Below are 22,993 nucleotides of genomic sequence, written 5' to 3'. Positions count from 1 at the left end.
CGGGTTTCATACGCGCGGACCGGGCTTTTGGCTAGATCACTCTGCGGCGGCAGTGCCTTCCTCGTCCGTGCAGATGAAGCCGCCGGACTGACGCGCCCAGAACTGAGCATAGAGCCCGCCCGAAGCCAATAGTTCCGCATGGCTGCCAACCTCGGCGATCTGCCCCTGCTCCATCACAATGATCCGGTCCATCTCGCTGAGCGTAGACAGGCGGTGGGCGATGGCAAGAACCGTCTTGCCCTGCATCACCCGTTCCAGCGCCGCCTGGATCAGCGCCTCGACCTCGGAATCAAGCGCTGAGGTTGCCTCATCCATGATCAGAATGGGTGCATCCTTGAGGATTGCCCGCGCCAGAGCGATGCGCTGTCTCTGGCCACCGGACAGTTTGACCCCCCGCTCGCCCAGGAAGGCGTCATAGCCCTGCCGCCCCTGCCCGTCTTCGAGATCGAGGATAAACTCATGCGCCTCGGCCTGTTTGGCCGCCGCGATCAGCTCTGCCTCGCTGGCATCTGGCCGCCCGTACAGAATGTTTTCCCGCGCCGAGCGATTGAACATGGCAGTTTCCTGGGTGACCATGCCAATCTGACCGCGCAGAGAATCCTGTGTCACTCGGGAGATATCCTGCCCATCAATCAAGATCCGTCCACCCTCCCCATCATAGAGCCGCAACAAGAGCGAAACGAGGGTAGATTTTCCCGCACCGGAAGCGCCAACGATGCCCAGTTTCTCGCCGGGTTTGATGGTGAGCGTGATATTGCGAATACCGCCCAGATCACGGCCATAAGCAAAGCCAACCGAGTCAAAAGTGATCGCCCCTTCCGTGACCCGCAAAGTCTCTGCGTCTTGCAAATCTTCGACCCTATCTGGGCGGGTCAGGGTCTTCATACCGTTCTCAATCTCGCCCACGTTAGAATAGATCGCCATCAGGGTGAAACTCACCCAGCCAGTCATCTGGGCAATGCGGATCGACACTGCGCCGGCGGCAACGATATCGCCCTCCGTCGCCATGCCACTCCGCCACAGCAACAAGGTCGCGCCGATCAGCAGGACAGGCAACAGACCCGCGAGGGTCATCAGGCAAAAGCGGAAGCTGGCAGCAAGGTAACCAAACTCCAGCGCCATATCGCGGAACTTAGCCATGGCATCCTGGGCACTGCGCTCCTCATGAGAGGCATGGGCAAACAGCTTCACTGTCTTGATGTTGGTAATACTATCCACCACCTGTCCCGACACCATCGCCCGCGCCCCAGCACGCTTTCCAGACCGCTGTCTTACCCGTGGCAGGAAGTATCGGATAAGAGCAAAATAGCCAATCAGCCAGAGACCAAAAATCAAGGTAATGCGAAAATCAATCGCGCCCAGCAGCGCAAGAGAGCCAACCAGAGAAGCCAGAGCGAAGGCCACCACATTGATCATCTCGGTCGCAACCGAGGTCACAGCCGAAGCTGTCTGCATCTGTTTCTGTGCAATACGTCCCGCAAAGTCATCGTCAAAGAAACGCACCGACTGACCCAGGGTCCAGCGATTGAGTCGTGACAGGACCAAGGGGTTCACATTGGGCTGCACCACAATTGCATTGGAGGCAGCCGACAGACCAAAAAGCACCGGCCGCACCAACATGAAAAAGCCCAGCGCGCCCAAGATCACCAAGAGATTGCCACTGGTAAAAAAGGCCTCTGGCCCGCTGGAAAGCGCGGTATCAATCACCAATCCCAAGAAATAGGCAGTCCCCGCCTCCATGGCGCCGGCAAAGCCGGAAATCGCAGATGCCAGGATGAGCATCGGCCAGGCCCCGGCCAACACCCAGCGCAGAAACCCACCCAGGTTCTGCGGCGGCGGGCCCTTGGCGGGCTGAAACGCGTCGATGAGATTGCCTAGCTTCATTCTGCTGCCTCGATATTCAAGAATCCGCCGGACTGGCGCGCCCAGAACTGCGCATAAAGCCCCTGGGCCTGCAATAGCTCTTCATGGCTACCCTGCTCTGCGATCTTACCCTGGTCCAGTACCAGAATGCGGTCCATCCGTGCGATGGTGGACAGGCGATGTGCAATCGCCATCACCGTCTTACCCTCCATCATGCCGTAGAGAGTTTCCTGAATAGCGGCCTCGACCTCGGAATCCAGTGCCGAGGTGGCCTCATCCAACAGAAGGATAGGCGCATCCTTCAGGATCACCCGCGCCAGAGTGATGCGTTGCCGCTGCCCACCTGACAGTTTAACCCCGCGCTCGCCCACATGGGCCTCATAGCCGCGGCGCCCCTGCGGATCCTCGAGATCCAGAATGAAGTCATGCGCCTGCGCCTGTTTGGCGGCGGCAATGATCTCTTCCTCGCTTGCATCAGTACGGCCATAGAGCAGGTTGTCCCGCACCGAGCGATGCAACAGCGCGCTGTCCTGCTGCACCATGCCGATATGGCTGCGCAGGCTGTTCTGCCTCACAGCGCGAATATCCTGGCCATCGATCAGGATTTGCCCCGCATCCGGGTCGTAGAACCGCAAAAGCAGCTTAACCAGGGTCGATTTACCCGCACCCGAGCGCCCGACAAGGCCAATCTTCTCTCCTGGTTTGATCACCAGATTCAGTTGATCCAAACCGCCAGCCTCGCGGCCATAGTGATGCGACAGATCCTTGAGCGTAACTTCGCCCTGTGTCAGCCGCAGCGGTGCCGCATTCGCGACATCCACCAGATCAATAGGTTGGGCGATGGTCTCCATCCCCTCGGCCACCACACCCAACTGGCGAAAGAAGGAGGTCAACGCCCACATGATCCAGCCTGTCATGGCATTGAGCCGCAATGTCAGCGCCGTTGCCGCCGCCACAACCCCGGCCGAAGCCGCGCCAATCATCCAAAGATGCAGCGCCCAGCCGACCACGCCGACAATCAGCAGCCCGTTCAACGAGACAAGAACACCGTCCATCACCGTGAAGATGCGCATTTCCTTCTGAAAGGTCAGCCGCGTGTTCTCAATGGCGTCTTTGGCATAGTCAAGTTCCCGATCATCATGGGCAAACATCTTAACCGAGTGGATATTGGAATAGCTGTCCACCACACGCCCAGTCACCGTAGATCGCGCATCGGAGGCCGCCTGGCTGGCCGGCCCCACCCGCTGAATCGTCCAGCGCACCAAAAACCCATAGAGTACAAACCAGATGAGCAAAGGCAGCATCAAGCGCGCGTCCGCAACCATCAGCATGATCGCCGCGCCCACCAGATAGGCCAGGGAAAAGGTGATGGCGTCAAAGACCTGAAACACCACTTCACCTGCGGCAGGCGGTGTCTGCATGATCCGGTTGGCAATCCGGCCGGCAAAGTCATTCTCAAACCAAGAGACAGACTGCCGCAACACATGTTTATGAGCCCGCCAGCGGATCAGAGTCCCAAAATTCGGCAGAATACTATTGTTCAGCAACAATACATCCGCCAGCTGCAGCAAAGGCCGCAACAGTAGGATGAACAGCGCCACCAGGATCAGCTCGGTTCCGTAGTTCTGCCAAACCTGTTCCGGCGGGTTCGACAGCAGGTCAACCACCCGCCCCATGTAGTAGATCAGGCCGATTTCAATCGCCGCCACTATGACAGACATACAGGCGGTCAAGATGAACACGGCTTTGAACGGCTCAGAATAGGCCTTGAGAAAAGGCCAGAGCCGCGTTGGTGGCTGATCCGTTTCCGGGTAGTCGCAATAAGGATCAATGAGATTTTCAAAAAAACGAAACATGACAGGTGCTCCAGTTACTTGAGCAAATAGGGAATGCAAGAATGCAGACAAGAGGCGGAACCGTGCCCCCCTCCAAAACGGGTGGTACGGCGTTAGCTAAACCAGATCCCGTAGTACATTCGCATTCCTCCCGGCATGATTGTTATGGCTAAGGCAGAATTAGCCATATATTCTACGCCCTGTCACCAGCGTTTTTAAAAACTCTGCGCCAAAGGCCTGGACATGTGGCGCTATTTCAACTTTTGCAGCAGCTCATTCCGGTTCAGGGTAAAGCCCGACTGGATCCAGGCGCTTTCCAGTTTTTTCAGCGCTGCGCCGAGGGCAGAACCTGACAAGTCTGGCATCAGATCCGCTGCCTTGAGGGGAAAGACCGCCTCAGAGCCACGCGCCAGATCAGAGCCTAAATTGGGCGAAACGGGCTCTTCCAACAGCGCCGAGCGCAACACTGAAGCCTGTAATGCTATGTCACGTCCCAATCTATAGCTCAGTTCAGCGGGTAAGATTACGCCAGTGGCAGCCTCTCGCAGATGCACCAAAAGACGCGCCTCAGCCTTGCTTAACCGCAAATTCTCTTGCAGCTCTGAACCGCCCAGCGCCGCCAACCGACAGACCGGATCAAGGGAGATGTCTCTGTCAGGGTGGTGAGCTTGCAGATGAATTAAAGGCGCCAGTGAGCGATCATCCGCCCCAGGGAGGATTTGGTTCAAGACGCCAATCTGGCGCATCGCCGCAATTGCAGGTGCTGGATCTGGGGCTGCCAGGAGTTTCAGGACCTCGCTTGTGACTCTCTCCAGAGACAGCTGCGACAGCCCCTCTAGATTGGCCGCGATCGCCGCCAGAGCTTCGGGGTCAAATCCCGCATCCTTGTCGCCATACCAGGCATGGAATCGAAAATAGCGCAGAGTTCGCAGGTAATCTTCGCGAATGCGGTTTTCTGCGGTTCCGATGAACCGGACCCGCCGCGCCGCCAGATCCGCCATCCCGCCCAGGGGGTCAACGATGCTGCCATCGGGGCGCGCATAGATCGCGTTCATGGTGAAATCGCGTCGCGCAGCATCCTCTGCAATGTCTTTGGAAAAGGCCACTACTGCCCGGCGACCATCGGTCGCCACGTCCTTGCGAAAGGTGGTCACCTCATGCGGGATCTGATCCTTCACCAGTGTTACCGTACCATGCTCAATCCCGGTCGGGATTGCCTTGATCCCGGCAGATTTGGCCAGGGCCAGCACCTCCTGCGGGGATGCATCGGTGGCAATATCAATATCCGAAACCGGCACCCCCATCAGGGCATTGCGCACGCAGCCGCCGACAAACAGAGCCTCAGCTCCCTGTGCTGTCAAAGCGGAGCAAACGTTTTGCGTTGCCGCGTCCCGAATCCAGGTTTCCCCAGCGAGAGCCATCACTGCATCACCCCAGCCAGATTGCGCAGCATTCGCGCTGTCGCACCCCAGATGTAATAGGGGCCAAAGGGCACTGTGTAGTAGTGTCGACGGGTGCCGCGCCAGCTGCGGGATTCGACGATGTAGTTTTTCTCGTCCAACACATGAGCAAGCGGCACCGAAAAGACTTCGGCAACCTCGCCTGCCTCAGGCCTAATCTCAAACCTTTCATTCAGCAAGGCCACCACGGGAGTGACCTGGAAACTGGTCACGGTCTCATGACTCGGCAAAAGACCGATGACCTCTGGCAGCTCAGACGGCAGGCCGATCTCTTCCCAGGCCTCCCGCAGGGCGGCCGCCGTGACATCAGTGTCCCCCTCATCCACCTTGCCACCGGGAAAGGCGATCTGACCAGGGTGATGTTTCAACACGGATGACCGTTTGGTGAGAATGACCCGAGGCACCTCTTCTACCAAAGAAATCGCCACCAGCACTCCAGCGGGGCGCAACCTTCGGTCCTTGGGCACTGCCAGGTCAGGGTTGAGATCAAAATCAGATGATCCCATCCCCTGCTGAGCCAATGCGGCCGTCAGAGTTTGCCGCAGGTCAGTCACCCTCGGCAGTTTCCGCTTCAAAGCCAACCGTCTTTGGATCCAGATCGTAATGCGCGCTACAGAACTGGCAATCAGCTGTCACCCGACCATCCTCGGTTGTCATGGTGGCAATGTCCTTGGCGGAATAGATCGACAGGCTTTGACGCACGCGGTCTTCGGAACAGGTGCAGCCAAAATGAACCGCCTGCGAATCGTAGACCCTTGGTTCTTCCTCGTGGAACAGGCGCAGCAGCAGCTCAGTCGGTGTGACCGAGGGACCAATCAGTTCCAGCTCTTCGACCGTGCTCAGCAAGGTGTTGACGCGATTCCAGTTTTCCTCAGCCTCACCTTCAACAAGGTCCGCAGCCTGAAGCGTGGCACCGCTGCCTTCGCCATCCGCGGCCACAAAAGGGGAGGCCTTGGGCATATGCTGCATCATCACACCGCCAGCGCGCCAGTGTTCGGCTACCCCGGGAGCAGAGGATTTCCCATAGGTCAGGGTAAAGGTCGTGGGCAGCTGCTCAGACTGAGCAAAATATGCACCAGCACAGGCCGCCAATGATTCGCCATCCAGCGCCGCGATCCCCTGGTAGGGTTTGGTGCCCTCGCCTTGGTTGATCATAACGGCAATGTAGCCTTCACCCACCTGATCAAAGGGAGCACCTGACGTCAGGCGATCGGCATCATAGCTGGCATAGGCGCGGATCCGGGCCGGCTCCCCCTCACTCTCGGGCGCGTAGTAGTCCGTGGCAATCATCCGAACCGGGCCTTTGGACTGAACTTGCAATGACAGTTTCCAGCGCAGTTTGATCGTCTGACCAATCATTGCGGTCAATAGGGCCATCTCAGCCACCAGGGCCTCGACCTGGGGCGGATAGTTATGCTGCTTCAGAATACCATCCAGCGCCGAATCAAGCCGCACCACACGGCCCCGCATATCGGAGGCATCAAGCTGAAAAGGCAGGACGGTATCGTCCCATGCGATTTTTGATCCAAGAGTCATTTTTGATCCAACGGTCATGGGGGTTTCATTTAGCGCCGGTGATTGGCATATCGAGCCTATATAGGGTTTTCCACGATAGAGTGAAGGGGGCGCAGATGATCAGGCGATTTGGTGAGGTACCGCGGCAAAATCAACGGTATCGCATGCGCCCTGGCGCCTATGCAATTTTGCCACGTAATGGTCGGCTTTTGCTGACCTGCCAGATGGATCCACATCCGGATATCCAACTCCCAGGCGGCGGCATTGATCCTGGCGAGTCCCCTCTTCCCGCCCTGCACCGCGAGGTCTTTGAAGAGACTGGATGGTCAATCGCGGCCCCCAAGCGACTTGGGGCCTTTCGCCGCTATACCTTTATGCCGGAATACGATCTCTGGGCAGAAAAACTGTGCCATATCTATCTGGCCCGCCCGCTGCGCAAAATCGGACCCCCAGCTGAAGCCGACCACCAAGCACTCTGGCTCCCCCCCAGCGAGGCGATACATCAACTCGGCAATGCGGGGGACCGACATTTTGCCAAACTCTTCGTCTCCCTTACCTAGATCAAAACCCAGCTTCGCCTATCTAGGGCAACCCGCAATACCAATCGCAACCGCAGACCGCCTATGCGGTCTGCCGGGCCCAACAAGAGCGGATTATCTTTGATAATCTGACGATTGGCGGGAGCCCCCCGGAAGCGACCCGTTAAACACCATAAGCTCTGGCGCGCCTTCAACAGATGTCAGGGACCTTCGTATTCAAACAGGGTTGCGGAAACATCATCCTCCAACCCGTGCTCTTGCGACATGATCTGCGTGAGATTCCAATATAGGTCATCCAAAAATTCTTTGCCGCTCTGACGGGCGTCACATTTGCTGATGAGGTCCATCAGGCCCTCAACCTCAAGCATCTCACCATTCTCCAGACGGGCCTCAGTAAAACCATCGGAATAGAGCAACAACCGATCACCTTTTTCAAGAATGACCTCTTCTTGACTATAACTGATGTCCGGCACCAACCCGATGGGAACCCCACCCTTGCCCAGGAACTCTGTCGTGCCATCGCGTCGTAGCAACAGGGGATGAGGATGGCCAGCCTGGACCATCTTCAGCACACCACTACGCAGATCCACGATGCAATACGCCATGGTGAAGTATTCTTCGATACCGGTGTCCGCAATCAGGCGAGCGTTCAACAAACGCGCCACCTCATCCGGTTGGCGCAGCGCGTAAAAGCGTTTGAACCGCTGCTCCATCCCGACATTCTGGTCAAAATAGGTTGAAGACAGGTAGCCCCCCAGACGGGCAGTCATCATTGCCGAGGTAATACCATGGCCTGAGACATCAATCGAATAAAAGCCGATTCGGTTCACGCCTGGGCAGAACATGCCAACCAGATCGCCACCGATATGACCGCAAGGCTTTAGCAACAGGCTGACGGTCGACGACCCGAACTCCTTGGAAAGTTCAGGCACCAAGGATTCCTGAATCTTGCGGGCTTGGATAAGATCCTTGTCGATAGCGTCATAGACGCTCTGCAACTCATCCAGAGTATCTGACACGATCCGGTTTTTCTCGGACAGTTCACGCTGCATTTTAAGGATACGTTCCCCGGCAGAAATTCGCGCGCGCAGCTCATCCGAACTTACAGGTTTGGTCAGAAAATCATCGGCCCCTGCATCCAAGCCTTCTGCGACCTCGTTCTTCTCGCTTTTCGAGGTCAGCAGAATAAAGTATGCGTAGTTGTCTCTGGACTGCTCACGAAAGGCTTGGCAAAATTCCAGACCGTTCATCCCCGGCATCATCCAGTCGCTGAGAATCAAATCGGGCGGATCCTTGCGACATATCTCCATAGCCGCTTCGCCACTTTCCGCCTCAACAACATCAAAGCCCCACTTTTGCAGAGAGGCCACCAGAATACGACGCTGCAAACGGCTATCGTCGACAACCAACACACGGCTGATCGACCCGCTCATAGCGTGTTCCTCTTTGTCCGGTGAACTGTCTGGCAGCACCCTTGGCACCTCTTACAATATGGTCGCTTATCTGCTGTCACTATCAGGGCAGACCTTTAATAGGATATGAATATTGCAAATTGTCTCGCGCCACGTTTTTCACCATAAATTTACTACATACAACCTATGAGTCTCACTCAAACTGAAGGCAAATAGGAACAGGACCATGATTGACTGGCCTCGGGTAAAAGAACTGAAAGACGAAATCGGGCCAGACGACTTCGGCGAAGTTGTGGAACTTTTTCTCGAAGAAGTCGAAGAAATTATTGAAAAGCTTCGTAGCGATGATCGTAGCCAGCTTGAACAGGATCTGCATTTCCTGAAGGGATGCGCGTTGAATCTTGGATTTGATAGCTTCTCCAAGCTTTGCCTCAGTGGGGAACGCCAATCTGCTGAAGGTGGTGCTGCCCAGGTCGATCTTCCCGCCATTCTGGATATGTTCGAAGCCTCCAAAAAGTGTTTCCTCGCAGACCTGCCCAAACTGGACTAAATCCTTCACGATATGAAATAAACATATGTTTTCAATACGCTATATTTCACTTCGTAGATCTCAGATGGTCGTAATATGGCGATAGCCTCATCGATTTACCGGCAAAGACTGCGCTTGGGACATTTCCGTGCGCTGCTGACAAAAATATCAGCCCCAGCCTATCCTTGCCCGCCTTTGCAACAGCCTCACACCTCAGATCAAGAACTGCGCCAGAGTCTCGTCATTGGTGATATCCGTGTAGGCCATGCCTGCAGCATCCAGCCGGGCAAAAAGGTCAGAAAAATTTTCTGGCCGCTTGGTTTCGATGCCTATCAGAACCGAACCGAAGTTGCGCGCTGACTTTTTCAGATACTCAAATCGGGCAATATCATCCTCAGGTCCAAGAATGCCAAGAAACTCCTTCAAGGCACCTGGCCGCTGCGGCAACCGCAACAAAAAATATTTTTTTACGCCAGAATACCGCTGTGCCCGCTCTTTGACCTCAGGTAAGCGTTCGAAATCGAAATTCCCGCCAGAGGTGACGCAGACAACAGTCTTGCCGCGAATCCATGTGCGCAGGTCGCCCAGCGCCTCGACCGCCAAAGCCCCAGCGGGCTCCAGAACGATTCCCTCAACATTCAACATCTCGATCATGGTGGCGCAGACCCGGTCCTCGGGCAGTGCAATCACATCTGGTAATGGCACATCTTTTAGAACCTCAAAAGGGCGCTGCCCCAGTCGCCCAACCGCTGCGCCATCAACAAAGGTATCCACCTTATCCAGGGACACCGGGCGCCCTGCCTTTAGCGCCGCCCGCAAACAGGCCCCACCGGCGGGTTCCACATAAAGACTATGCACCCGATCGCCAAACCAGCTGGTCACCCCGGCAGACATGCCACCACCGCCTACCGGCAGGATGACATGTTCAGGCGCGCGGCCCAACTGGGCCTCGATCTCCACCGCGATAGAGCTTTGTCCCTCGATCACATCAGCATCGTCAAAGGGGGACAGAAAATGCCCGCCCTCGCGGGCGCACCACTCCTGAGCCGCCGCCAGTGTGTCGTCAAAATAGTCGCCTACCAGATGGATCTCGACATTTTCTCCGCCAAAGATCCGCGTTTTCTGGATCTTTTGCTGCGGCGTGGTCACCGGCATAAAGATCACACCTTTGACGCCAATGTGTTTGCACATAAAGGCCACGCCCTGCGCGTGATTGCCCGCCGAAGCACAGACAAACAGCTGCTGATCCTGCTGCTTGCGCATCGCATTGAACGCACCCCGGATCTTGTATGACCGGACCGGGCTCAGATCCTCACGCTTGAGGTAGATATCCGCGCCGAACCGCTCGGATAGGTGGGCGTTTTTCTGTAGCGGCGTGGGCGGAAACACATCGCGCATCGCCGCCTCGGCCGCACGGGCCTGGGTCATGAAATCAGTCATATCCCTTGAGTGGCGCAAGCCTGCCCGCATGGCAAGAGGGCAGGATCAAAGCATACCGAAGAATACCCAAAGCAATCAGATGTTCCGGCCCTCAACGGCGATCCCATAGATCGTGGTCAACACACTGATCCCCACCATGGTATAGGCCCATTGCATCACACCCATAAGGATCACCCCGATCAGAATGTTGACCTGAAACCAGACCAGCATGGCTGCCCCACCACAGAGCAAGGCAAATAGGATCAGCAGCAGGGCCGCACCCAGCACTGCGCCAGAGATGCTGGCGGTTGCCTCCCAGGCCTGTTTCACGCCCATAGACTCCCCCAGGGCCGCAGCCGGAAGAAGCGGCGACAAACGGTAAAAGGCCCAAAGGGTCGCTACGGCAATCGCCAGCATGGCCAAGACAAACAGCGGGGTGATATTGCTGAGCGCAATGCCAGCGATAGCGCCCGCAGCCCCAGCACCCAGCGCCAAGCCAATCATCATCAGCAAAATGACAACAAAATAGGCAAACATACGGCTGCCATGGAAGGTCGGCAGGCTGCCGCCGCGTTCTTCCAGCAGCACAAAACGGTGCCAGGCCACGGCCACCCACAGACCTGCGATAGCGCTCAGAAGTGTCAGCAGCAGATTGGGCCCAGTGTTTTGCGGTGTCCCAGCTTCCAGATTGTCGATCGCCATCGCGCCCCCCAGAAACAGGTTCAGCAGCATGGTGGCAATCAGCGGCGAAGAAATGCGCAGCGCATCGCGCAGGTTGTGGTTCAGCAAAAACACCGAATGAGAGAAGATCTTCCAGCCCATACCAGCTCATAACTCCCTAAAGACAAGCTCAAAATTCCTGGCCACGTTAGGAGAGTGTGCAGAAAAGGAAAACCCCGGTTGTCGTTGGCCAACGACTAAACATTTAAACCCGAATGGACCTAAGAACCAGAAAAACCAAAGAAAGCTCGTCTCTAAACTTCGCGGCCTTCCACGACGACACCGTAGATGGACGTGAGAATGCTGATGCCGATCATTGCCCAGATGCACTGTGCGGCCGCCGTGATCAAACTGCCAAGAAATGAACTCACGGGGACTACCACAACCCCAATGCCATAGCCAAAAGCAAAGTTTAACAGGTAGAACAAAGGCAAGATCATCAAAATCGAGCTTGGAACTTTAGAAGTGGTTCTCCAGGCCTCCGTCAATGTTGTTTTCTGTCCCAGCGCCACAGCTGGAAAAACAGGGGACAGTCTGGAGGTAATCCAGAACATAACAAAGAAAGCAGGGAGGGGTATGAACGATTCCTGAAGGAAAAAATACAGTGAAGGCCCCAGAAAGGCAAAGAGCAGCGAAACAGCTACGACGACAAGCAACCCCAGCATACCGGAGGCAAGGCCGACCAAAAGGAAGGCTCCGAAGTATTCAAGAAAGGGTCGGCCATAGAAACTGGGCAATAGGCTACCCTCTTCTTCCAGCAGAATGTAGCGATGCCAGGCAATGGCCACCCAAATGGAAACAAAAACCTCAGTCAACCAGATGGTCAATCCAAACCAAATCCAACCTGTTGATCCATAGACTAAATCTTCCGCTGGTCTTGCATAGATCAGCAAGGTAACCACAAAGGTTGTTGCGATCATTGGCCAAAAGATACTGGCTGCGGCATTACGGTTCCAGATCAGCAAAAGCACTGAATGGCAAAAAACTCTCCATCCGATCACAGCCAACATCCTCAAATAAGTGCAAAGAATTGCCAGTCTTCCTATACGTGTGCCCCGCGAAGGAAAACCCCAGGAAACCTTGCCCTCACGTCGGAAACCCGCTATCGCCCTGTCGATCTGACTGAGAGGAAATTCTATGTCCGCGCCCAAGAAAGTTGTGCTGGCCTATTCCGGTGGCCTTGATACCTCCATCATCCTGAAGTGGCTGCAGACCGAATACGGCTGCGAAGTTGTCACCTTCACCGCCGATCTCGGCCAGGGTGAAGAGCTGGAGCCCGCCCGCAAGAAGGCTGAGCTGCTCGGCATCAAGCCGGAAAACATCTATATCGAAGACGTCCGCGAAGAGTTCGTACGCGATTTTGTCTTCCCGATGTTCCGCGCCAATGCCGTCTACGAAGGCCTGTATCTGCTGGGCACCTCGATCGCACGTCCGCTGATCTCCAAACGTCTGGTTGAGATCGCCGAAGCCACTGGTGCCGATGCGGTGGCCCATGGCGCCACCGGCAAGGGCAACGATCAGGTTCGTTTTGAACTGGCCGCCTATGCGCTGAACCCCGACATCAAGGTAATCGCGCCCTGGCGTGAGTGGGACCTGACCTCACGCACCCGTCTGTTGGAGTTTGCCGAGCAGAACCAGATCCCGGTCGCCAAGGACAAGCGTGGCGAAGCGCCTTTCTCGGTGGACGCAAACCTGTTGCACACCTCATCAGAGGGCAAAGTTCTGGAAGATCCCGCCGTAGCCGCGCCGGATTATGTCTACCAGCGGACAGTGCATCCCGAAGACGCGCCAAATGAGCCCGAGTTCATCGAAATCGGCTTTGAAAAAGGCGATGCGGTCTCGATCAATGGTGAGGCCATGTCGCCCGCCACTATCCTGACCAAGCTCAACGAATACGGTGGCAAGCACGGTTGCGGTCGTCTTGACCTGGTTGAGGGTCGTTTTGTCGGCATGAAATCACGTGGCATCTACGAGACCCCCGGCGGCACCCTGCTGCTGGAAGCGCACCGCGGCATCGAGTCCATCACCATGGACCGGGGCGCGATGCATCTCAAAGATGAGCTGATGCCAAAATATGCTGAGCTGATCTACAATGGCTTCTGGTATTCCCCTGAGCGCGAAATGCTGCAGGCCGCCATCGACGCCAGCCAGACCCATGTCACCGGCACCGTGCGTCTGAAGCTCTACAAGGGCTCCGCCACCTGCGTTGGTCGCTGGTCGGATCATACGCTCTACTCTGAGGCCCATGTGACCTTTGAAGAAGATGCCGGCGCCTATGACCAGACCGATGCGGCAGGCTTTATCCAACTCAACGCGCTGCGTCTGAAACTTCTGGCCGCCCGCGATCGCCGCCTGAAAAAGTAAGTCGCTTTAGACACTGTTATTTGGAAGGGGCCGCACCGAGGGGTGTGGCCCCTTTTTGCAACAACCGCCGATTGCGACCGATCCAGGACTTGTTATTCCTTTTAATACTTCAACCCTAAGAATATTCATCTTTGGCATTGGTTTTAGGGAGTATTATAATGTCGGCTCAGGAAGATTTTGAATTCCGTGGTACCGCGCGGGAATGGTTCGGTATTTGGATCGTCAATTTGTTGTTGTCGGTCCTCACCCTGGGGATCTATTCCGCCTGGGCCAAGGTGCGCAGCAAGAAGTACTTTTATCAGAACACCTGGGTTGCCGGGCGCAACTTTGAATATCACGCCACCGGTAAGCAAATCCTGATTGGCCGGTTGATCGTGATTGCTGCGCTGTTTGCCTATGGCCTGGCAGCAGCCTTCTCTCCTCCGCTCGCAGTGGTCATCATTTTGGCCATCTTTGTCTGCATGCCGATACTGATTGTGCGCAGCGCCAAGTTCAACGCGCGCAACAGCAGCTGGGGCAATGTGCGGTTCAATTTTGATGGTGAAACCGGGGATGCCTACCGGGTCTACATGGGCATTCCGATCCTTGTCGCGCTCAGCCTTTACACCGCCTTCCCCTTTTGGGAACGCGCAGTCCAGCGTTTTGGTGTCAACGGCCACAGCCTGGGCAAGGCCCGCTTTCACTTCGATAGCACTATTGGCCCATTCTATAAGGTTTTCCTGCTCGCAGCTGTCTTTGGTGTCCTCGGCTTTGTTGGCTATGGTTTCTATGTCATCCCCAGCATAATGGACCTGCAAGGCAATACTGGCCTGGATGCCCAACGCAAAATGATCACCGCCATGACTATCGGCTATGTCTTTCTCTTGGTGATGTTTGTGCTTGGCGGCGTGATCTACACGACCCTGCTGCGTAACATTGTCTATGCCGCAACCACCCTGGGCCCCAATCAACACGGGTTCCGCTCCACCATCTCTGTCGGACCAATGCTCTGGCTGGCCCTTTCGAATGCTCTGGTGGTGATCTGTACGCTTGGTCTGATGTTACCCTGGGCACAGGTGCGTATGCATCGCTATGTGGCACAGAAAACAGCCCTGCTGCCCAATGGCACCCTGGAAGAATTCACCGGTGAGATCATCAGCGACACCAATGCGGTCGGGGATGCCTATTCGGATATCGAAGGGATCGATCTGGGTCTCTCAATTTGACCCACCCACAAGATTCAAAAATCAGGGGTCGGGCCTTTGCGCCCGGCTCCTCTATCTTTGTCACCGCCGAACTCACAGCCACACCAGACACGATCTACCTGATAGATCCGGACACCAACAAGCTTCTGTCCCGGGTGCCTCGCAATGACGTCCGGTTTGATGCCCCGGTCGGCACCGGCCCGCGCAATGTTCATTTCCCAGACCAATGGATGTTTCAAACCGAAGATCCGCAGGTCTCCATCATCCTGCAAGAGCCGCTGAGCAGTCGCCTACTGCGTCATTTCGAGATTTTCAGCCCGCGTCTTGGCCTGGTGATAGCCGGCGCCATTGGCGCCATCTTTATGGTCTGGAAATGGGGCCTGCCCGTACTGGTGGCCCTGGCGGTCTGGATGACCCCTGACAGCATGACCCGCCAGATCGATGCCTCTACCCTGGCCTCACTTGATCTGATCATGGCCAAGGACAGCAAGTTGTCACTGGACCAACGCGCAAACCAGCAAAAGCTGATGCAACAGCTCTTGCCCCATGTGGATCTGCCAGGTCGTGACATTGTTCTCAAATTCCGCAGTGTCCCAGGCGCAGGTCCAAACGCCATGGCCCTGCCCGGGGGCACCCTCATCTTGACCGACGAACTGGTCACGCAATTTGGCGATGACCCCGATCTGATCGCAGGTGTTCTGGCCCATGAAATAGGCCATGTCGCTGAGAACCACAGTCTCAAACAGCTTTATCACTCCCTGTCCATCTACCTACTGATCGCACTGGTTGCCGGCGATGTGGGGCCGATCCTGGACAGTATCGCGCTGGAAGGTCAGACTGTGATCAACCTTTCCTTTTCTCGTCGACATGAGCTGGATGCGGATAGCTATGCGCTGCATCTGATTGACCAGGCCGGTTTTTCCAACACAGGCCTGCAACGCTTTTTCGAGGCGATCAAATCCTATGACGGCAACAGCGATTGGCGTTCCAGCCATCCGCTCAGCCGTGACCGCATTAGAAACATTGAGGAATTCAATCAGCGACTGGCGCAGTAACTCTGCTTGGGCTAGGGTCGGCAAAAGACCAGCGCAGACGGAGTTTAACATGAACGATCAAGAGGATGACCTCTTTGAGGATGACTTTGCGGAAGAGCTGGAGATGTTTGTCGAAGCTCAGGACACCGTCTGGGCAGATGTCCTGGCAGAGTTGAAAGCGGGCAAAAAGACCGGCCATTGGATGTGGTTTGTCTTTCCACAACTGGCAGAACTCGGCCAATCCCATATGGCGCAGCTCTACGGCATCGAAGATCTCTCAGAAGCCAGCGCCTATCTGGGCCATGAGGTGCTGCGCGCCCGCCTCGTTGAGGTCTCTTCGCTGATGCTCACCCATCAAGGGCAAGACCCCGCTGAAATCCTGGGTGCAACAGATGCCAAGAAACTGCGCTCCAGCATGACCCTCTTTGCTGCTGTTCCTGGCGCACCTGATGTCTTTGCAGAGCTCCTCGCCACCTTCTTTGCTGCCACCCCTTGCGATGTAACACTGGAAGCCATCGCCTAGCTGATCGTTTAGGCTCTATTTCAGGGCTTTTCTCGTGGTTTCCGCCTCGTCAGGCTTGCCTGTTTCAAATGGCTTTCCTACCTCTAGGCAGATAGAGAAAGTTTCTGAGGGGCATCCAAATGGCGCTAGAAGACATCGCACAAGGCATATCCGACGGTCTCCAGGACAAGACCTTTGATGGATCCTTGAAGTTCGATTGTGGCTCAGATGGCGTCATAATTTTGGCAGACGGGACTGCGTCGACAGATAATCGCGACACCGATTGCACCATAAGCCTGACCCAGGAAAATCTGGTGAAGCTGCTCACAGGTAAACTGAACCCAATGACCGGAGTCATGATGGGAAAGCTCAAAATCTCAGGTGACATGGCCACTGCAATGAAGTTGGGAAAGCTGATCGGCTAGTCCACACCCCTTGGTTGATCTTTTTCATTGATTCAGGCATCCGTTTTCATATTCGCACAAAAATATGAGGACATTGATGAAACATCTCCTTCTTGGCCTTGCGGTTGCATCTTTGGCAGCTTGTTCCGTAGACCCGCAGCAAGCCGCTGACCGGCGTCAGGCTCTTATTCAGCACGTATTTCCTAATCCCGCTGACCAGCGCGGCCTGCATTTGGTTTTCCCAATAGAATCATTTGGATATTACAATAATATGGAGATCATCTTCTTCCCGGATGAGGTCTCCCAAAACGCCGTTTCGCAGCGTGTCGCGCGCTACTGTGCTCCGCATACCGGAACAACCAAAGCCTATACAAAGAGACCGGCTCAATCCATTTCTGCGACACTGGCAGACGGTAGCAAACGTCCGGCCACCCAGGTTTGGTTCAGCTGCAAGCCTCCCAAGAGCTAACAAACTAGGGCTCTGATTTTTCCAGAGCCCTATTCCCCTAAATCTTGAGTGCTTTCATTGCCTCATAATAGGGCATGGCCGCGTCCAATACTGAGCGCAGATCATCTGGTACCTCCGGCAAAGACCCTTCTGCTCCGGAAAATCCCGTCGAACGCCTCACAGCCCCATACCAAACAGGTGCCCAGATGCCATCGCTCGCATGGCCGCCCCTCGGCCAAGTCAGCATTCTTGACGAGGATGGCAGGCCGATCGCCGCACACAGCTGGTCCAGCTTGGCTTCTGGGTTCTCACGAATATCATGGCTGTCGACGACAACTGGTTTCTGGCCCCAGCTCCGGCAAAGATCAAACAGCTCTGCCTGTTGACGAAAACCGATATCATCTAGCGTTGGGTTTTCACGCTTTGCTGCATAGGAGGCAATGACCCGCGCTGGGTGGCGGATTAGGAATACATTTGTCACCTCACGCATCCACTCCCGTGGCACCCCCTCAATCATATGCTGCGTCATATGCTTTTGGTAGAAGTGTGGCTTTGCGCCGGGAACCGGACCCAATAGGGTCTGACAAACCTCTGCCGCTTCCTGGGATTGGCTCTCCAAAATCTCTGCACGCATCGGGTGCTGCAGACCAGTGAGCGCTAGATAGGCCGCGTAAAAGGGCTCATCCACCACGGTACAGTCACTGCGATTGCCAAAGGCATACATCATCGCCGTCGACAGATTGCGCGGACCGGACCACATCGCAATCCGCATCAGGCACACTCCGCTTCGATCAGGGCCTTGTACAGTCCCCGAATTCGCTCGGTTACTGGCCCCATTTTACCGCTGCCAATCTGCCGCCCGTCAATATCGCCAACCGGGGTCTGAGCGCCAAAGGTTCCGGTTAAAAACGCCTCATCGGCCCCATAGGTATCGACGAGGGAATAGTTGCGCTCGTAGACAGGAATGTCATTGGCGCGGCACAGGTCGATGACTTTTTGCCGAGTAATCCCATTCATGCAGTAATCCCCTGTCGAGGTCCAAACCGCGCCTTTACGCACGATGAAAAAGTTGCAGGCATTGGTGGTGTTCACAAAGCCATTTACATCCAACATGAGCCCCTCATCAGCACCAGCTTTCTCAGCGGCGATACAGGCTAGGATGCAGTTCAATTTGGAATGAGAATTAAGCTTGGGGTCCTGGGTCATCGGCAAGCCCCGCAGATGCGGCACCGTCGCCAGCCGGATAGGGCGAGGCAGGTTCGGCTTGGAATGTTCCATGATGATCACCATGGTTGGCCCCTGCTGCGACAACGAAGGATGCTGAAAGGGGCGTGTCTTGACCCCCCGGGTGATCATAAGCCGCGCATGGGCGTCAGAGGTCATTTCATTGGCTTTTTGTGTCTCTAACAAGGCAGTTTTTACCCCTGCTCGATCCATACCAATATCCAGATCAATTGCCTTTGCGGCCTCGAACAACCGGTCCAGATGTTCATCCGCAAAGGCCCAGGTGCCATTATAAAGTCGCAACCCTTCCCAGACCCCGTCCCCCAGCATAAATCCGCTGTCATAGACACTCACGGTGGCCTCTACCTTAGGAACAATCTTGCCATTGAGGTAGATCAGGATCTCTTCGTTGCGCTGATCCTCTGTGGCCTGATGGGTGCTCATTTTTTCGGACATGCTTAGGCTTTCTGACATGAAGGGTATCTTTTGAGGCACGCTAGAAGGATTGGATCCAATTTCCAAGCGGTAACTTGCGCTCACCTCCGCGTGACATTTGATGTCACTGGGTTGAGCGAGACCCAAAGCCTCTGCAGGGTGAGAAAAACGGAGGTCAACATGCAGATTTTCAAAACCCTGAAACCCGTCGCGCTCACTGTCTTTATGTTGCTTGCCCTGGTGCTACGTGGCGAGGAAGCAAAGGCCCAGACGCAAGAGACGCTCACTGTCGCAGGCGGTTGCTTTTGGTGTGTGGAAAGCGATTTTGAATCAGTGCCCGGCGTGATCGAAGCCATCTCTGGATACACTGGTGGCACAACCAAGAACCCGACATATGGCGAAGTTGGTAAGGGCAGCACTGGTCATCTGGAAGCCGTGCAGATCATCTTTGATCCCACGCAGGTCAGTCGGCAGCACCTGCTGGAACTCTTTATCAGGTCCGTTGATCCCACTGATGCAGGGGGACAGTTCTGCGACCGTGGTGAAGTCTATAGCACGGCGATTTTTGTCTCTAACACACAGGAAAAGGCTCTGGCAGAGCAGGTTCTGGCCCAAGCGCAGGCCGATTTGACCCAACAGGTGGTCACGCCAATCCTTCCAGCCAAGACCTTTTATCGCGCTGAAGACTACCATCAGGACTACTACAAAGGCAGCAAACTGATTTTTACCCGGTTTGGCCCCAAACGTCAGGCTGCGGCCTACAAACGGTATCGCCAGGCCTGTGGCCGGGATGCGCGTGTGGCCGAGCTTTGGGGCGCAGCGGCTCCCTTTGCCAGTAAGCACTAGTAAGATGCGAAAGGGGGCCAGCCCCCTCTTGCGCGAGGCGCAATTCACCCCTGGGATATTTCAGGCCAAATAAAACTGGAACAAAGCCGCGCCAGAACGAGCCGAGTTAAAAATGGGCGTTTTGGACTTCTTTTAGATCAGGGATGACATCAGCGGTGCCATGACGTGTCACCATCAAGGCGGCCGCCCGCGCGGCCAGGCCCATAGCCTGTGGCATGGGAAGTCCGCGGTCCAAACCAGACAGAACATAGCCGGTAAAGGTGTCCCCTGCCCCCGTTGTATCAATGGGAGTGACAGGAAGCGCTGCAACCTCTGAGGCCTCATCAGATGTGCTTGTATAGTGGCGAGCACCTTTGGCGCCCAGGGTTACAATCACATCCGCTACACCAAGAGCATCCGCGGATTTGCCTGTTGCCTGCTGCAGTTGTTTGGCCTCGACTTCATTCAAAAACAGTAGATCGAGGTAGGGCAAAATGAGACGCACGGCCTCTGCCTCAAAGGGAGCAGCGGCATAGGCCACCTTAAGCCCCAGGGCCTGGGCCATTTTTGCGGTCTCGACCTGCATATTGGTCTCGTTTTGGAGCACCACAATATCGCCGGCATGTGCCATGCTGAGAGCCTGACCAACCTGATCTGCTGGGATCGACCGATTGGCGCCGGGAAACAGGATAATCTGATTCTCGCCTGCCTGGTCCACCGCAATGATGGCATGGCCAGTGGGCAGATCCAGTGTGGCGATGTGGCGTGTATCCACTCCATATTCCATCAGCCGCTCAACCGCCCAATCCCCTTCGGGGCCAATGGCACCAATGTGATGCACCACAGAACCCGCGCGGGCGGCGGCGACCGACATATTGGCCCCCTTGCCGCCCAGGAACTGGTCCAATCCATTTGCCGCCAGGGTTTCACCGGCGACTGGCAGATGGGACATGGTGTAAACCATATCGGCATTGATGGAGCCCAGATTCCAAATCGCCATGTTGTTTACCCGATATTGCAGGCTGCCAGAACCGCCATATTCAGAACGTCATTGGCGGTGGAGGTGGTGGAACAGATCTGGATCGGTTTATCGATGCCAGACAGGATTGGGCCAACAACTGTAGCCCCGCCCATTTCCTGCATCAGCTTCACCGAGATCGACGCCGAGTGACGGGCGGGGACAATCAGGATATTGGCAGGGCCGGTCAGGCGCTGGAAGGGGTAGGCCTCTTGCGCAGCAGCATTAAGCGCCACATCCACGGTCATTTCGCCTTCATATTCAAAATCCACGCCACGTTTGTCCAGGACGGCCGGGGCAAGGTGCATTTTCTCCGCACGTTCCGAAACAGGATAGCCAAAAGTCGAAAAGCTGACAAAGGCCACGCGCGGGTCAAGCCCCATATGGCGGGCAACGCCGGCGGCACGTTCAGCAATATTGGCAAGGTCATTTTCATCTGGCCATTCGTGCACCAAAGTATCGCCAATCAATACGATGCGCCCCTTGTGTAGCAAAGCCGTCACCCCGGCAGCACCGTGGCTGTTATCCGCATCAAACACGTGGTTGATCTGATCGAGAACATGCGCCGATTTGCGGGTCGCGCCAGTCACCAAACCATCGCCATGGCCATGGGCCAGCATCAGCGCCGAAAAGACATGGCGATCCCGGCCAACCAGACGATGCACATCCTTACGGTCGAAACCTTTGCGCTGCAGACGCTTGAACAGGAAGTCCTTATAGACATCAAAATGCGTTGTATTGGCCGCATTGACGATCTCCAGCTCGCGCACTGCATCGCTTAGCCCCGCAGCTTCCAATTTCTGTTTGACGTCTTCGGCCCGGCCCACCACCAGCGCCTTGCCAAAGCCAGAACGCTGATAGTTGACGGCGGCACGCAGCACCCGTGGATCATCGCCCTCGGCAAAGATCATGCGACTTTGAGCTGAGCGCGCCCGCGCATTCAGTCCGCGCAGAATTGAAGCCGTCGGATCCATTCGACCTTTGAGGCCAATTTCATAGGCCTCCATATCAATAATCGGACGACGCGCGGCACCGGTATCCATGCCGGCCTTAGCAACGGCAGGAGGGATACGGTGAATAAGGCGCGGGTCAAAAGGTGTCGGGATGATGTAATCGCGGCCAAAGGTAAGCGACTTACCGTAGGCTAGGGCCACCTCATCTGGCACGTCTTCGCGCGCCAAAGCTGCCAAGGCGTGGGCGCAAGCGATTTTCATCTCGTCATTGATAGCACGGGCATGAATATCCAGAGCACCGCGGAAGAGATAAGGGAAACCAAGCACGTTATTGACCTGGTTTGGATAGTCGGAGCGACCTGTGGCAACGATGGCATCAACGCGGACCTCGTGTGCCTCTTCCGGGGTAATCTCGGGATCAGGGTTTGCCATGGCAAAGATCACCGGATTGTCTGCCATCTTGGCAACCATGTCCTGGGTCACCGCACCCTTCACAGACACACCCAGGAAAACATCAGCACCATCCATGGCCTCTTCCAGAGTGCGCAGTTCGGTGGTGACGGCATGGGCCGATTTCCACTGGTTCATGCCTTCGGTGCGACCCTGATAGATCACCCCCTTGGTGTCACAGACGATGCAATTCTCATGCCGCGCGCCCATGCGTTTCAGCAGTTCGATACAGGCGATGCCCGCCGCCCCTGCCCCATTCAGCACGATCCGCACATCTTCGATCTTTTTGCCCGAGATATGCAGCGCATTAATCAACCCAGCTGCACAGATCACCGCGGTGCCGTGCTGGTCATCATGGAAAACCGGGATATCCATTTCTTCCTTGAGCTTCTGCTCAATGATGAAACATTCAGGCGCCTTGATGTCTTCGAGATTGATGCCGCCAAAGGTTGGCCCCATCAGACGCACCGCCTCGATGAATTTGTCCGGATCTTCGGTATCCAGCTCGATATCGATCGAGTTCACATCAGCAAAGCGTTTAAAGAGAACCGACTTGCCCTCCATCACCGGCTTGGAGCCCAGAGCACCCAGATTACCCAGACCCAGAACCGCGGTGCCGTTGGAGATCACCGCGACAAGGTTGCCCTTGTTGGTATAGTCATAGGCAGTCTCTGGATTGGCCGCGATCGCCTCGCAGGGCACTGCAACACCAGGCGAATAAGCCAAGGACAGATCACGCTGCGTCGTCATCGGGACAGTGGCGTTGATCTCCCATTTCCCCGGCGTCGGGTCCAGGTGAAAGGCGAGGGCTTCTTCGTCGGTAATCTTCGCTTTGGGCATCGTATCTGTCGTTCTTTTCT

The 22,993-nt window shown here is 55.8% G+C and carries 22 protein-coding genes; 9 read left to right on the top strand and 13 right to left on the bottom strand.

Annotated features, from left to right (window positions below; all coding sequences use genetic code 11):
* Window positions 1-36: 36 nt before the first annotated feature.
* From MED193_RS13540 to MED193_RS13520, 5 genes are all read right to left on the bottom strand, one after another.
* Entirely contained in the window at window positions 37-1,884 is a 1,848-nt protein-coding gene (locus MED193_RS13540) for an ABC transporter ATP-binding protein (RefSeq protein WP_009810302.1), read from the bottom strand.
* Window positions 1,881-3,719, bottom strand: a complete 1,839-nt coding sequence (locus tag MED193_RS13535; protein ID WP_009810301.1) for an ABC transporter ATP-binding protein — start codon at window positions 3,717-3,719, stop codon at window positions 1,881-1,883. Before MED193_RS13535 ends, MED193_RS13540 begins: the two co-directional genes overlap by 4 nt.
* 230 nt (window positions 3,720-3,949) lie before the next feature.
* Window positions 3,950-5,119, bottom strand: a complete 1,170-nt coding sequence (locus MED193_RS13530; RefSeq protein ID WP_009810300.1) for a CCA tRNA nucleotidyltransferase — start codon at window positions 5,117-5,119, stop codon at window positions 3,950-3,952.
* Window positions 5,119-5,712: a CoA pyrophosphatase gene (locus tag MED193_RS13525; protein WP_009810299.1), complete on the bottom strand. Its 594-nt coding sequence runs from the start codon at window positions 5,710-5,712 to the stop codon at window positions 5,119-5,121. Before MED193_RS13525 ends, MED193_RS13530 begins: the two co-directional genes overlap by 1 nt.
* The gene (locus MED193_RS13520; protein ID WP_039966887.1) at window positions 5,705-6,694 is read right to left on the bottom strand and encodes an Hsp33 family molecular chaperone HslO; all 990 of its coding nucleotides are present in this window, start codon (window positions 6,692-6,694) and stop codon (window positions 5,705-5,707) included. Before MED193_RS13520 ends, MED193_RS13525 begins: the two co-directional genes overlap by 8 nt.
* Window positions 6,695-6,789: 95 nt before the next feature.
* Between MED193_RS13520 and MED193_RS13515 the strand changes: the two genes are divergently transcribed.
* Entirely contained in the window at window positions 6,790-7,233 is a 444-nt protein-coding gene (locus tag MED193_RS13515; RefSeq protein WP_039966193.1) for an NUDIX hydrolase, read from the top strand.
* 179 nt (window positions 7,234-7,412) lie between these two features.
* Here MED193_RS13515 and MED193_RS13510 read toward each other — a convergent pair whose 3' ends face one another.
* Entirely contained in the window at window positions 7,413-8,645 is a 1,233-nt protein-coding gene (locus MED193_RS13510) for a PP2C family protein-serine/threonine phosphatase (RefSeq protein WP_009810296.1), read from the bottom strand.
* 205 nt (window positions 8,646-8,850) lie between these two features.
* Between MED193_RS13510 and MED193_RS13505 the strand changes: the two genes are divergently transcribed.
* On the top strand, window positions 8,851-9,174 hold the full coding sequence (locus MED193_RS13505; RefSeq protein ID WP_009810295.1) for an Hpt domain-containing protein: 324 nt from the start codon (window positions 8,851-8,853) through the stop codon (window positions 9,172-9,174).
* Between the two features lie 192 nt (window positions 9,175-9,366).
* On the opposite strand, the gene ilvA is transcribed toward MED193_RS13505, so the two are convergent.
* The 3 genes from ilvA to MED193_RS13490 form a co-directional block, all read right to left on the bottom strand.
* Window positions 9,367-10,593 carry a threonine ammonia-lyase IlvA gene (ilvA, locus tag MED193_RS13500; protein WP_009810294.1) on the bottom strand — a complete coding sequence of 409 codons (1,227 nt, stop codon included), beginning with the start codon at window positions 10,591-10,593 and terminating at the stop codon, window positions 9,367-9,369.
* A gap of 75 nt (window positions 10,594-10,668) precedes the next feature.
* Window positions 10,669-11,394: a hypothetical protein gene (locus tag MED193_RS13495; protein ID WP_009810293.1), complete on the bottom strand. Its 726-nt coding sequence runs from the start codon at window positions 11,392-11,394 to the stop codon at window positions 10,669-10,671.
* A gap of 152 nt (window positions 11,395-11,546) precedes the next feature.
* On the bottom strand, window positions 11,547-12,302 hold the full coding sequence (locus MED193_RS13490) for a hypothetical protein (RefSeq protein WP_009810292.1): 756 nt from the start codon (window positions 12,300-12,302) through the stop codon (window positions 11,547-11,549).
* Between the two features lie 127 nt (window positions 12,303-12,429).
* On the opposite strand from MED193_RS13490, the gene MED193_RS13485 reads away from it, so the two are divergent.
* From MED193_RS13485 to MED193_RS13460, 6 genes are all read left to right on the top strand, one after another.
* Window positions 12,430-13,656: an argininosuccinate synthase gene (locus MED193_RS13485; protein WP_009810291.1), complete on the top strand. Its 1,227-nt coding sequence runs from the start codon at window positions 12,430-12,432 to the stop codon at window positions 13,654-13,656.
* Between the two features lie 158 nt (window positions 13,657-13,814).
* Complete coding sequence (locus MED193_RS13480; RefSeq protein ID WP_009810290.1) at window positions 13,815-14,861, top strand: YjgN family protein; 1,047 nt, start codon at window positions 13,815-13,817, stop codon at window positions 14,859-14,861.
* Window positions 14,858-15,895 carry a M48 family metallopeptidase gene (locus MED193_RS13475; RefSeq protein WP_009810289.1) on the top strand — a complete coding sequence of 346 codons (1,038 nt, stop codon included), beginning with the start codon at window positions 14,858-14,860 and terminating at the stop codon, window positions 15,893-15,895. Before MED193_RS13480 ends, MED193_RS13475 begins: the two co-directional genes overlap by 4 nt.
* Window positions 15,896-15,944: 49 nt before the next feature.
* The gene (locus MED193_RS13470) at window positions 15,945-16,397 is read left to right on the top strand and encodes a DUF1810 domain-containing protein (protein ID WP_009810288.1); all 453 of its coding nucleotides are present in this window, start codon (window positions 15,945-15,947) and stop codon (window positions 16,395-16,397) included.
* A gap of 119 nt (window positions 16,398-16,516) precedes the next feature.
* Window positions 16,517-16,801 (top strand): SCP2 sterol-binding domain-containing protein, encoded by a 285-nt coding sequence (locus tag MED193_RS13465; RefSeq protein ID WP_009810287.1) that lies wholly within the window; start codon window positions 16,517-16,519, stop codon window positions 16,799-16,801.
* A gap of 76 nt (window positions 16,802-16,877) precedes the next feature.
* A complete protein-coding gene (locus tag MED193_RS13460; RefSeq protein ID WP_009810286.1) occupies window positions 16,878-17,249 on the top strand; it encodes a hypothetical protein in 372 nt (123 codons plus the stop codon).
* A gap of 37 nt (window positions 17,250-17,286) precedes the next feature.
* Here the strand turns inward: MED193_RS13460 and MED193_RS13455 are convergent, their stop codons facing one another.
* Together MED193_RS13455 and MED193_RS13450 are read right to left on the bottom strand one after the other, a co-directional pair.
* Window positions 17,287-18,000: a hypothetical protein gene (locus MED193_RS13455; RefSeq protein WP_009810285.1), complete on the bottom strand. Its 714-nt coding sequence runs from the start codon at window positions 17,998-18,000 to the stop codon at window positions 17,287-17,289.
* Entirely contained in the window at window positions 18,000-18,908 is a 909-nt protein-coding gene (locus tag MED193_RS13450) for a D-amino acid aminotransferase (protein ID WP_039966886.1), read from the bottom strand. The genes MED193_RS13455 and MED193_RS13450 overlap by 1 nt, the downstream gene beginning before the upstream one ends.
* A 159-nt stretch (window positions 18,909-19,067) precedes the next feature.
* Here MED193_RS13450 and msrA point away from each other — a divergent pair, with 159 nt between their 5' ends.
* A complete protein-coding gene (msrA, locus tag MED193_RS13445) occupies window positions 19,068-19,733 on the top strand; it encodes a peptide-methionine (S)-S-oxide reductase MsrA (RefSeq protein WP_009810283.1) in 666 nt (221 codons plus the stop codon).
* 106 nt (window positions 19,734-19,839) lie between these two features.
* Here the strand turns inward: msrA and MED193_RS13440 are convergent, their stop codons facing one another.
* Window positions 19,840-20,712 carry a ribokinase gene (locus tag MED193_RS13440; protein WP_009810282.1) on the bottom strand — a complete coding sequence of 291 codons (873 nt, stop codon included), beginning with the start codon at window positions 20,710-20,712 and terminating at the stop codon, window positions 19,840-19,842.
* A gap of 5 nt (window positions 20,713-20,717) precedes the next feature.
* The gene (locus MED193_RS13435; protein WP_009810281.1) at window positions 20,718-22,973 is read right to left on the bottom strand and encodes an NADP-dependent malic enzyme; all 2,256 of its coding nucleotides are present in this window, start codon (window positions 22,971-22,973) and stop codon (window positions 20,718-20,720) included.
* Between the last annotated feature and the right edge of the window lie 20 nt (window positions 22,974-22,993).

It is taken from the genome of Roseobacter sp. MED193 (assembly GCF_000152965.1).
In the GTDB taxonomy this organism is placed as follows: Bacteria; Pseudomonadota; Alphaproteobacteria; order Rhodobacterales; family Rhodobacteraceae; genus Pseudophaeobacter.
The sequence above is the reverse complement of the archived record's forward strand: the minus strand, read 5'-3'. Positions and strand labels throughout refer to the sequence as shown.

What these genes read in the sequence shown, in the direction of transcription:
- MED193_RS13510 (WP_009810296.1), bottom strand. Translation starts at nt 8,645, where the DNA reads ATGAGCGGGTCGATCAGCCGTGTGTTGGTTGTCGACGATAGCCGTTTG.
- MED193_RS13520 (WP_039966887.1), bottom strand. Translation starts at nt 6,694, where the DNA reads ATGACTCTTGGATCAAAAATCGCATGGGACGATACCGTCCTGCCTTTT.
- MED193_RS13495 (WP_009810293.1), bottom strand. Translation starts at nt 11,394, where the DNA reads ATGGGCTGGAAGATCTTCTCTCATTCGGTGTTTTTGCTGAACCACAAC.
- msrA (WP_009810283.1), top strand. Translation starts at nt 19,068, where the DNA reads ATGCAGATTTTCAAAACCCTGAAACCCGTCGCGCTCACTGTCTTTATG.
- MED193_RS13440 (WP_009810282.1), bottom strand. Translation starts at nt 20,712, where the DNA reads ATGGCGATTTGGAATCTGGGCTCCATCAATGCCGATATGGTTTACACC.
- MED193_RS13450 (WP_039966886.1), bottom strand. Translation starts at nt 18,908, where the DNA reads ATGTCCGAAAAAATGAGCACCCATCAGGCCACAGAGGATCAGCGCAAC.
- MED193_RS13485 (WP_009810291.1), top strand. Translation starts at nt 12,430, where the DNA reads ATGTCCGCGCCCAAGAAAGTTGTGCTGGCCTATTCCGGTGGCCTTGAT.
- MED193_RS13460 (WP_009810286.1), top strand. Translation starts at nt 16,878, where the DNA reads ATGAAACATCTCCTTCTTGGCCTTGCGGTTGCATCTTTGGCAGCTTGT.
- MED193_RS13540 (WP_009810302.1), bottom strand. Translation starts at nt 1,884, where the DNA reads ATGAAGCTAGGCAATCTCATCGACGCGTTTCAGCCCGCCAAGGGCCCG.
- MED193_RS13530 (WP_009810300.1), bottom strand. Translation starts at nt 5,119, where the DNA reads ATGGCTCTCGCTGGGGAAACCTGGATTCGGGACGCGGCAACGCAAAAC.
- MED193_RS13480 (WP_009810290.1), top strand. Translation starts at nt 13,815, where the DNA reads ATGTCGGCTCAGGAAGATTTTGAATTCCGTGGTACCGCGCGGGAATGG.
- MED193_RS13435 (WP_009810281.1), bottom strand. Translation starts at nt 22,973, where the DNA reads ATGCCCAAAGCGAAGATTACCGACGAAGAAGCCCTCGCCTTTCACCTG.
- MED193_RS13505 (WP_009810295.1), top strand. Translation starts at nt 8,851, where the DNA reads ATGATTGACTGGCCTCGGGTAAAAGAACTGAAAGACGAAATCGGGCCA.
- MED193_RS13490 (WP_009810292.1), bottom strand. Translation starts at nt 12,302, where the DNA reads ATGTTGGCTGTGATCGGATGGAGAGTTTTTTGCCATTCAGTGCTTTTG.
- MED193_RS13465 (WP_009810287.1), top strand. Translation starts at nt 16,517, where the DNA reads ATGGCGCTAGAAGACATCGCACAAGGCATATCCGACGGTCTCCAGGAC.
- ilvA (WP_009810294.1), bottom strand. Translation starts at nt 10,593, where the DNA reads ATGACTGATTTCATGACCCAGGCCCGTGCGGCCGAGGCGGCGATGCGC.
- MED193_RS13535 (WP_009810301.1), bottom strand. Translation starts at nt 3,719, where the DNA reads ATGTTTCGTTTTTTTGAAAATCTCATTGATCCTTATTGCGACTACCCG.
- MED193_RS13455 (WP_009810285.1), bottom strand. Translation starts at nt 18,000, where the DNA reads ATGCGGATTGCGATGTGGTCCGGTCCGCGCAATCTGTCGACGGCGATG.
- MED193_RS13515 (WP_039966193.1), top strand. Translation starts at nt 6,790, where the DNA reads ATGATCAGGCGATTTGGTGAGGTACCGCGGCAAAATCAACGGTATCGC.
- MED193_RS13470 (WP_009810288.1), top strand. Translation starts at nt 15,945, where the DNA reads ATGAACGATCAAGAGGATGACCTCTTTGAGGATGACTTTGCGGAAGAG.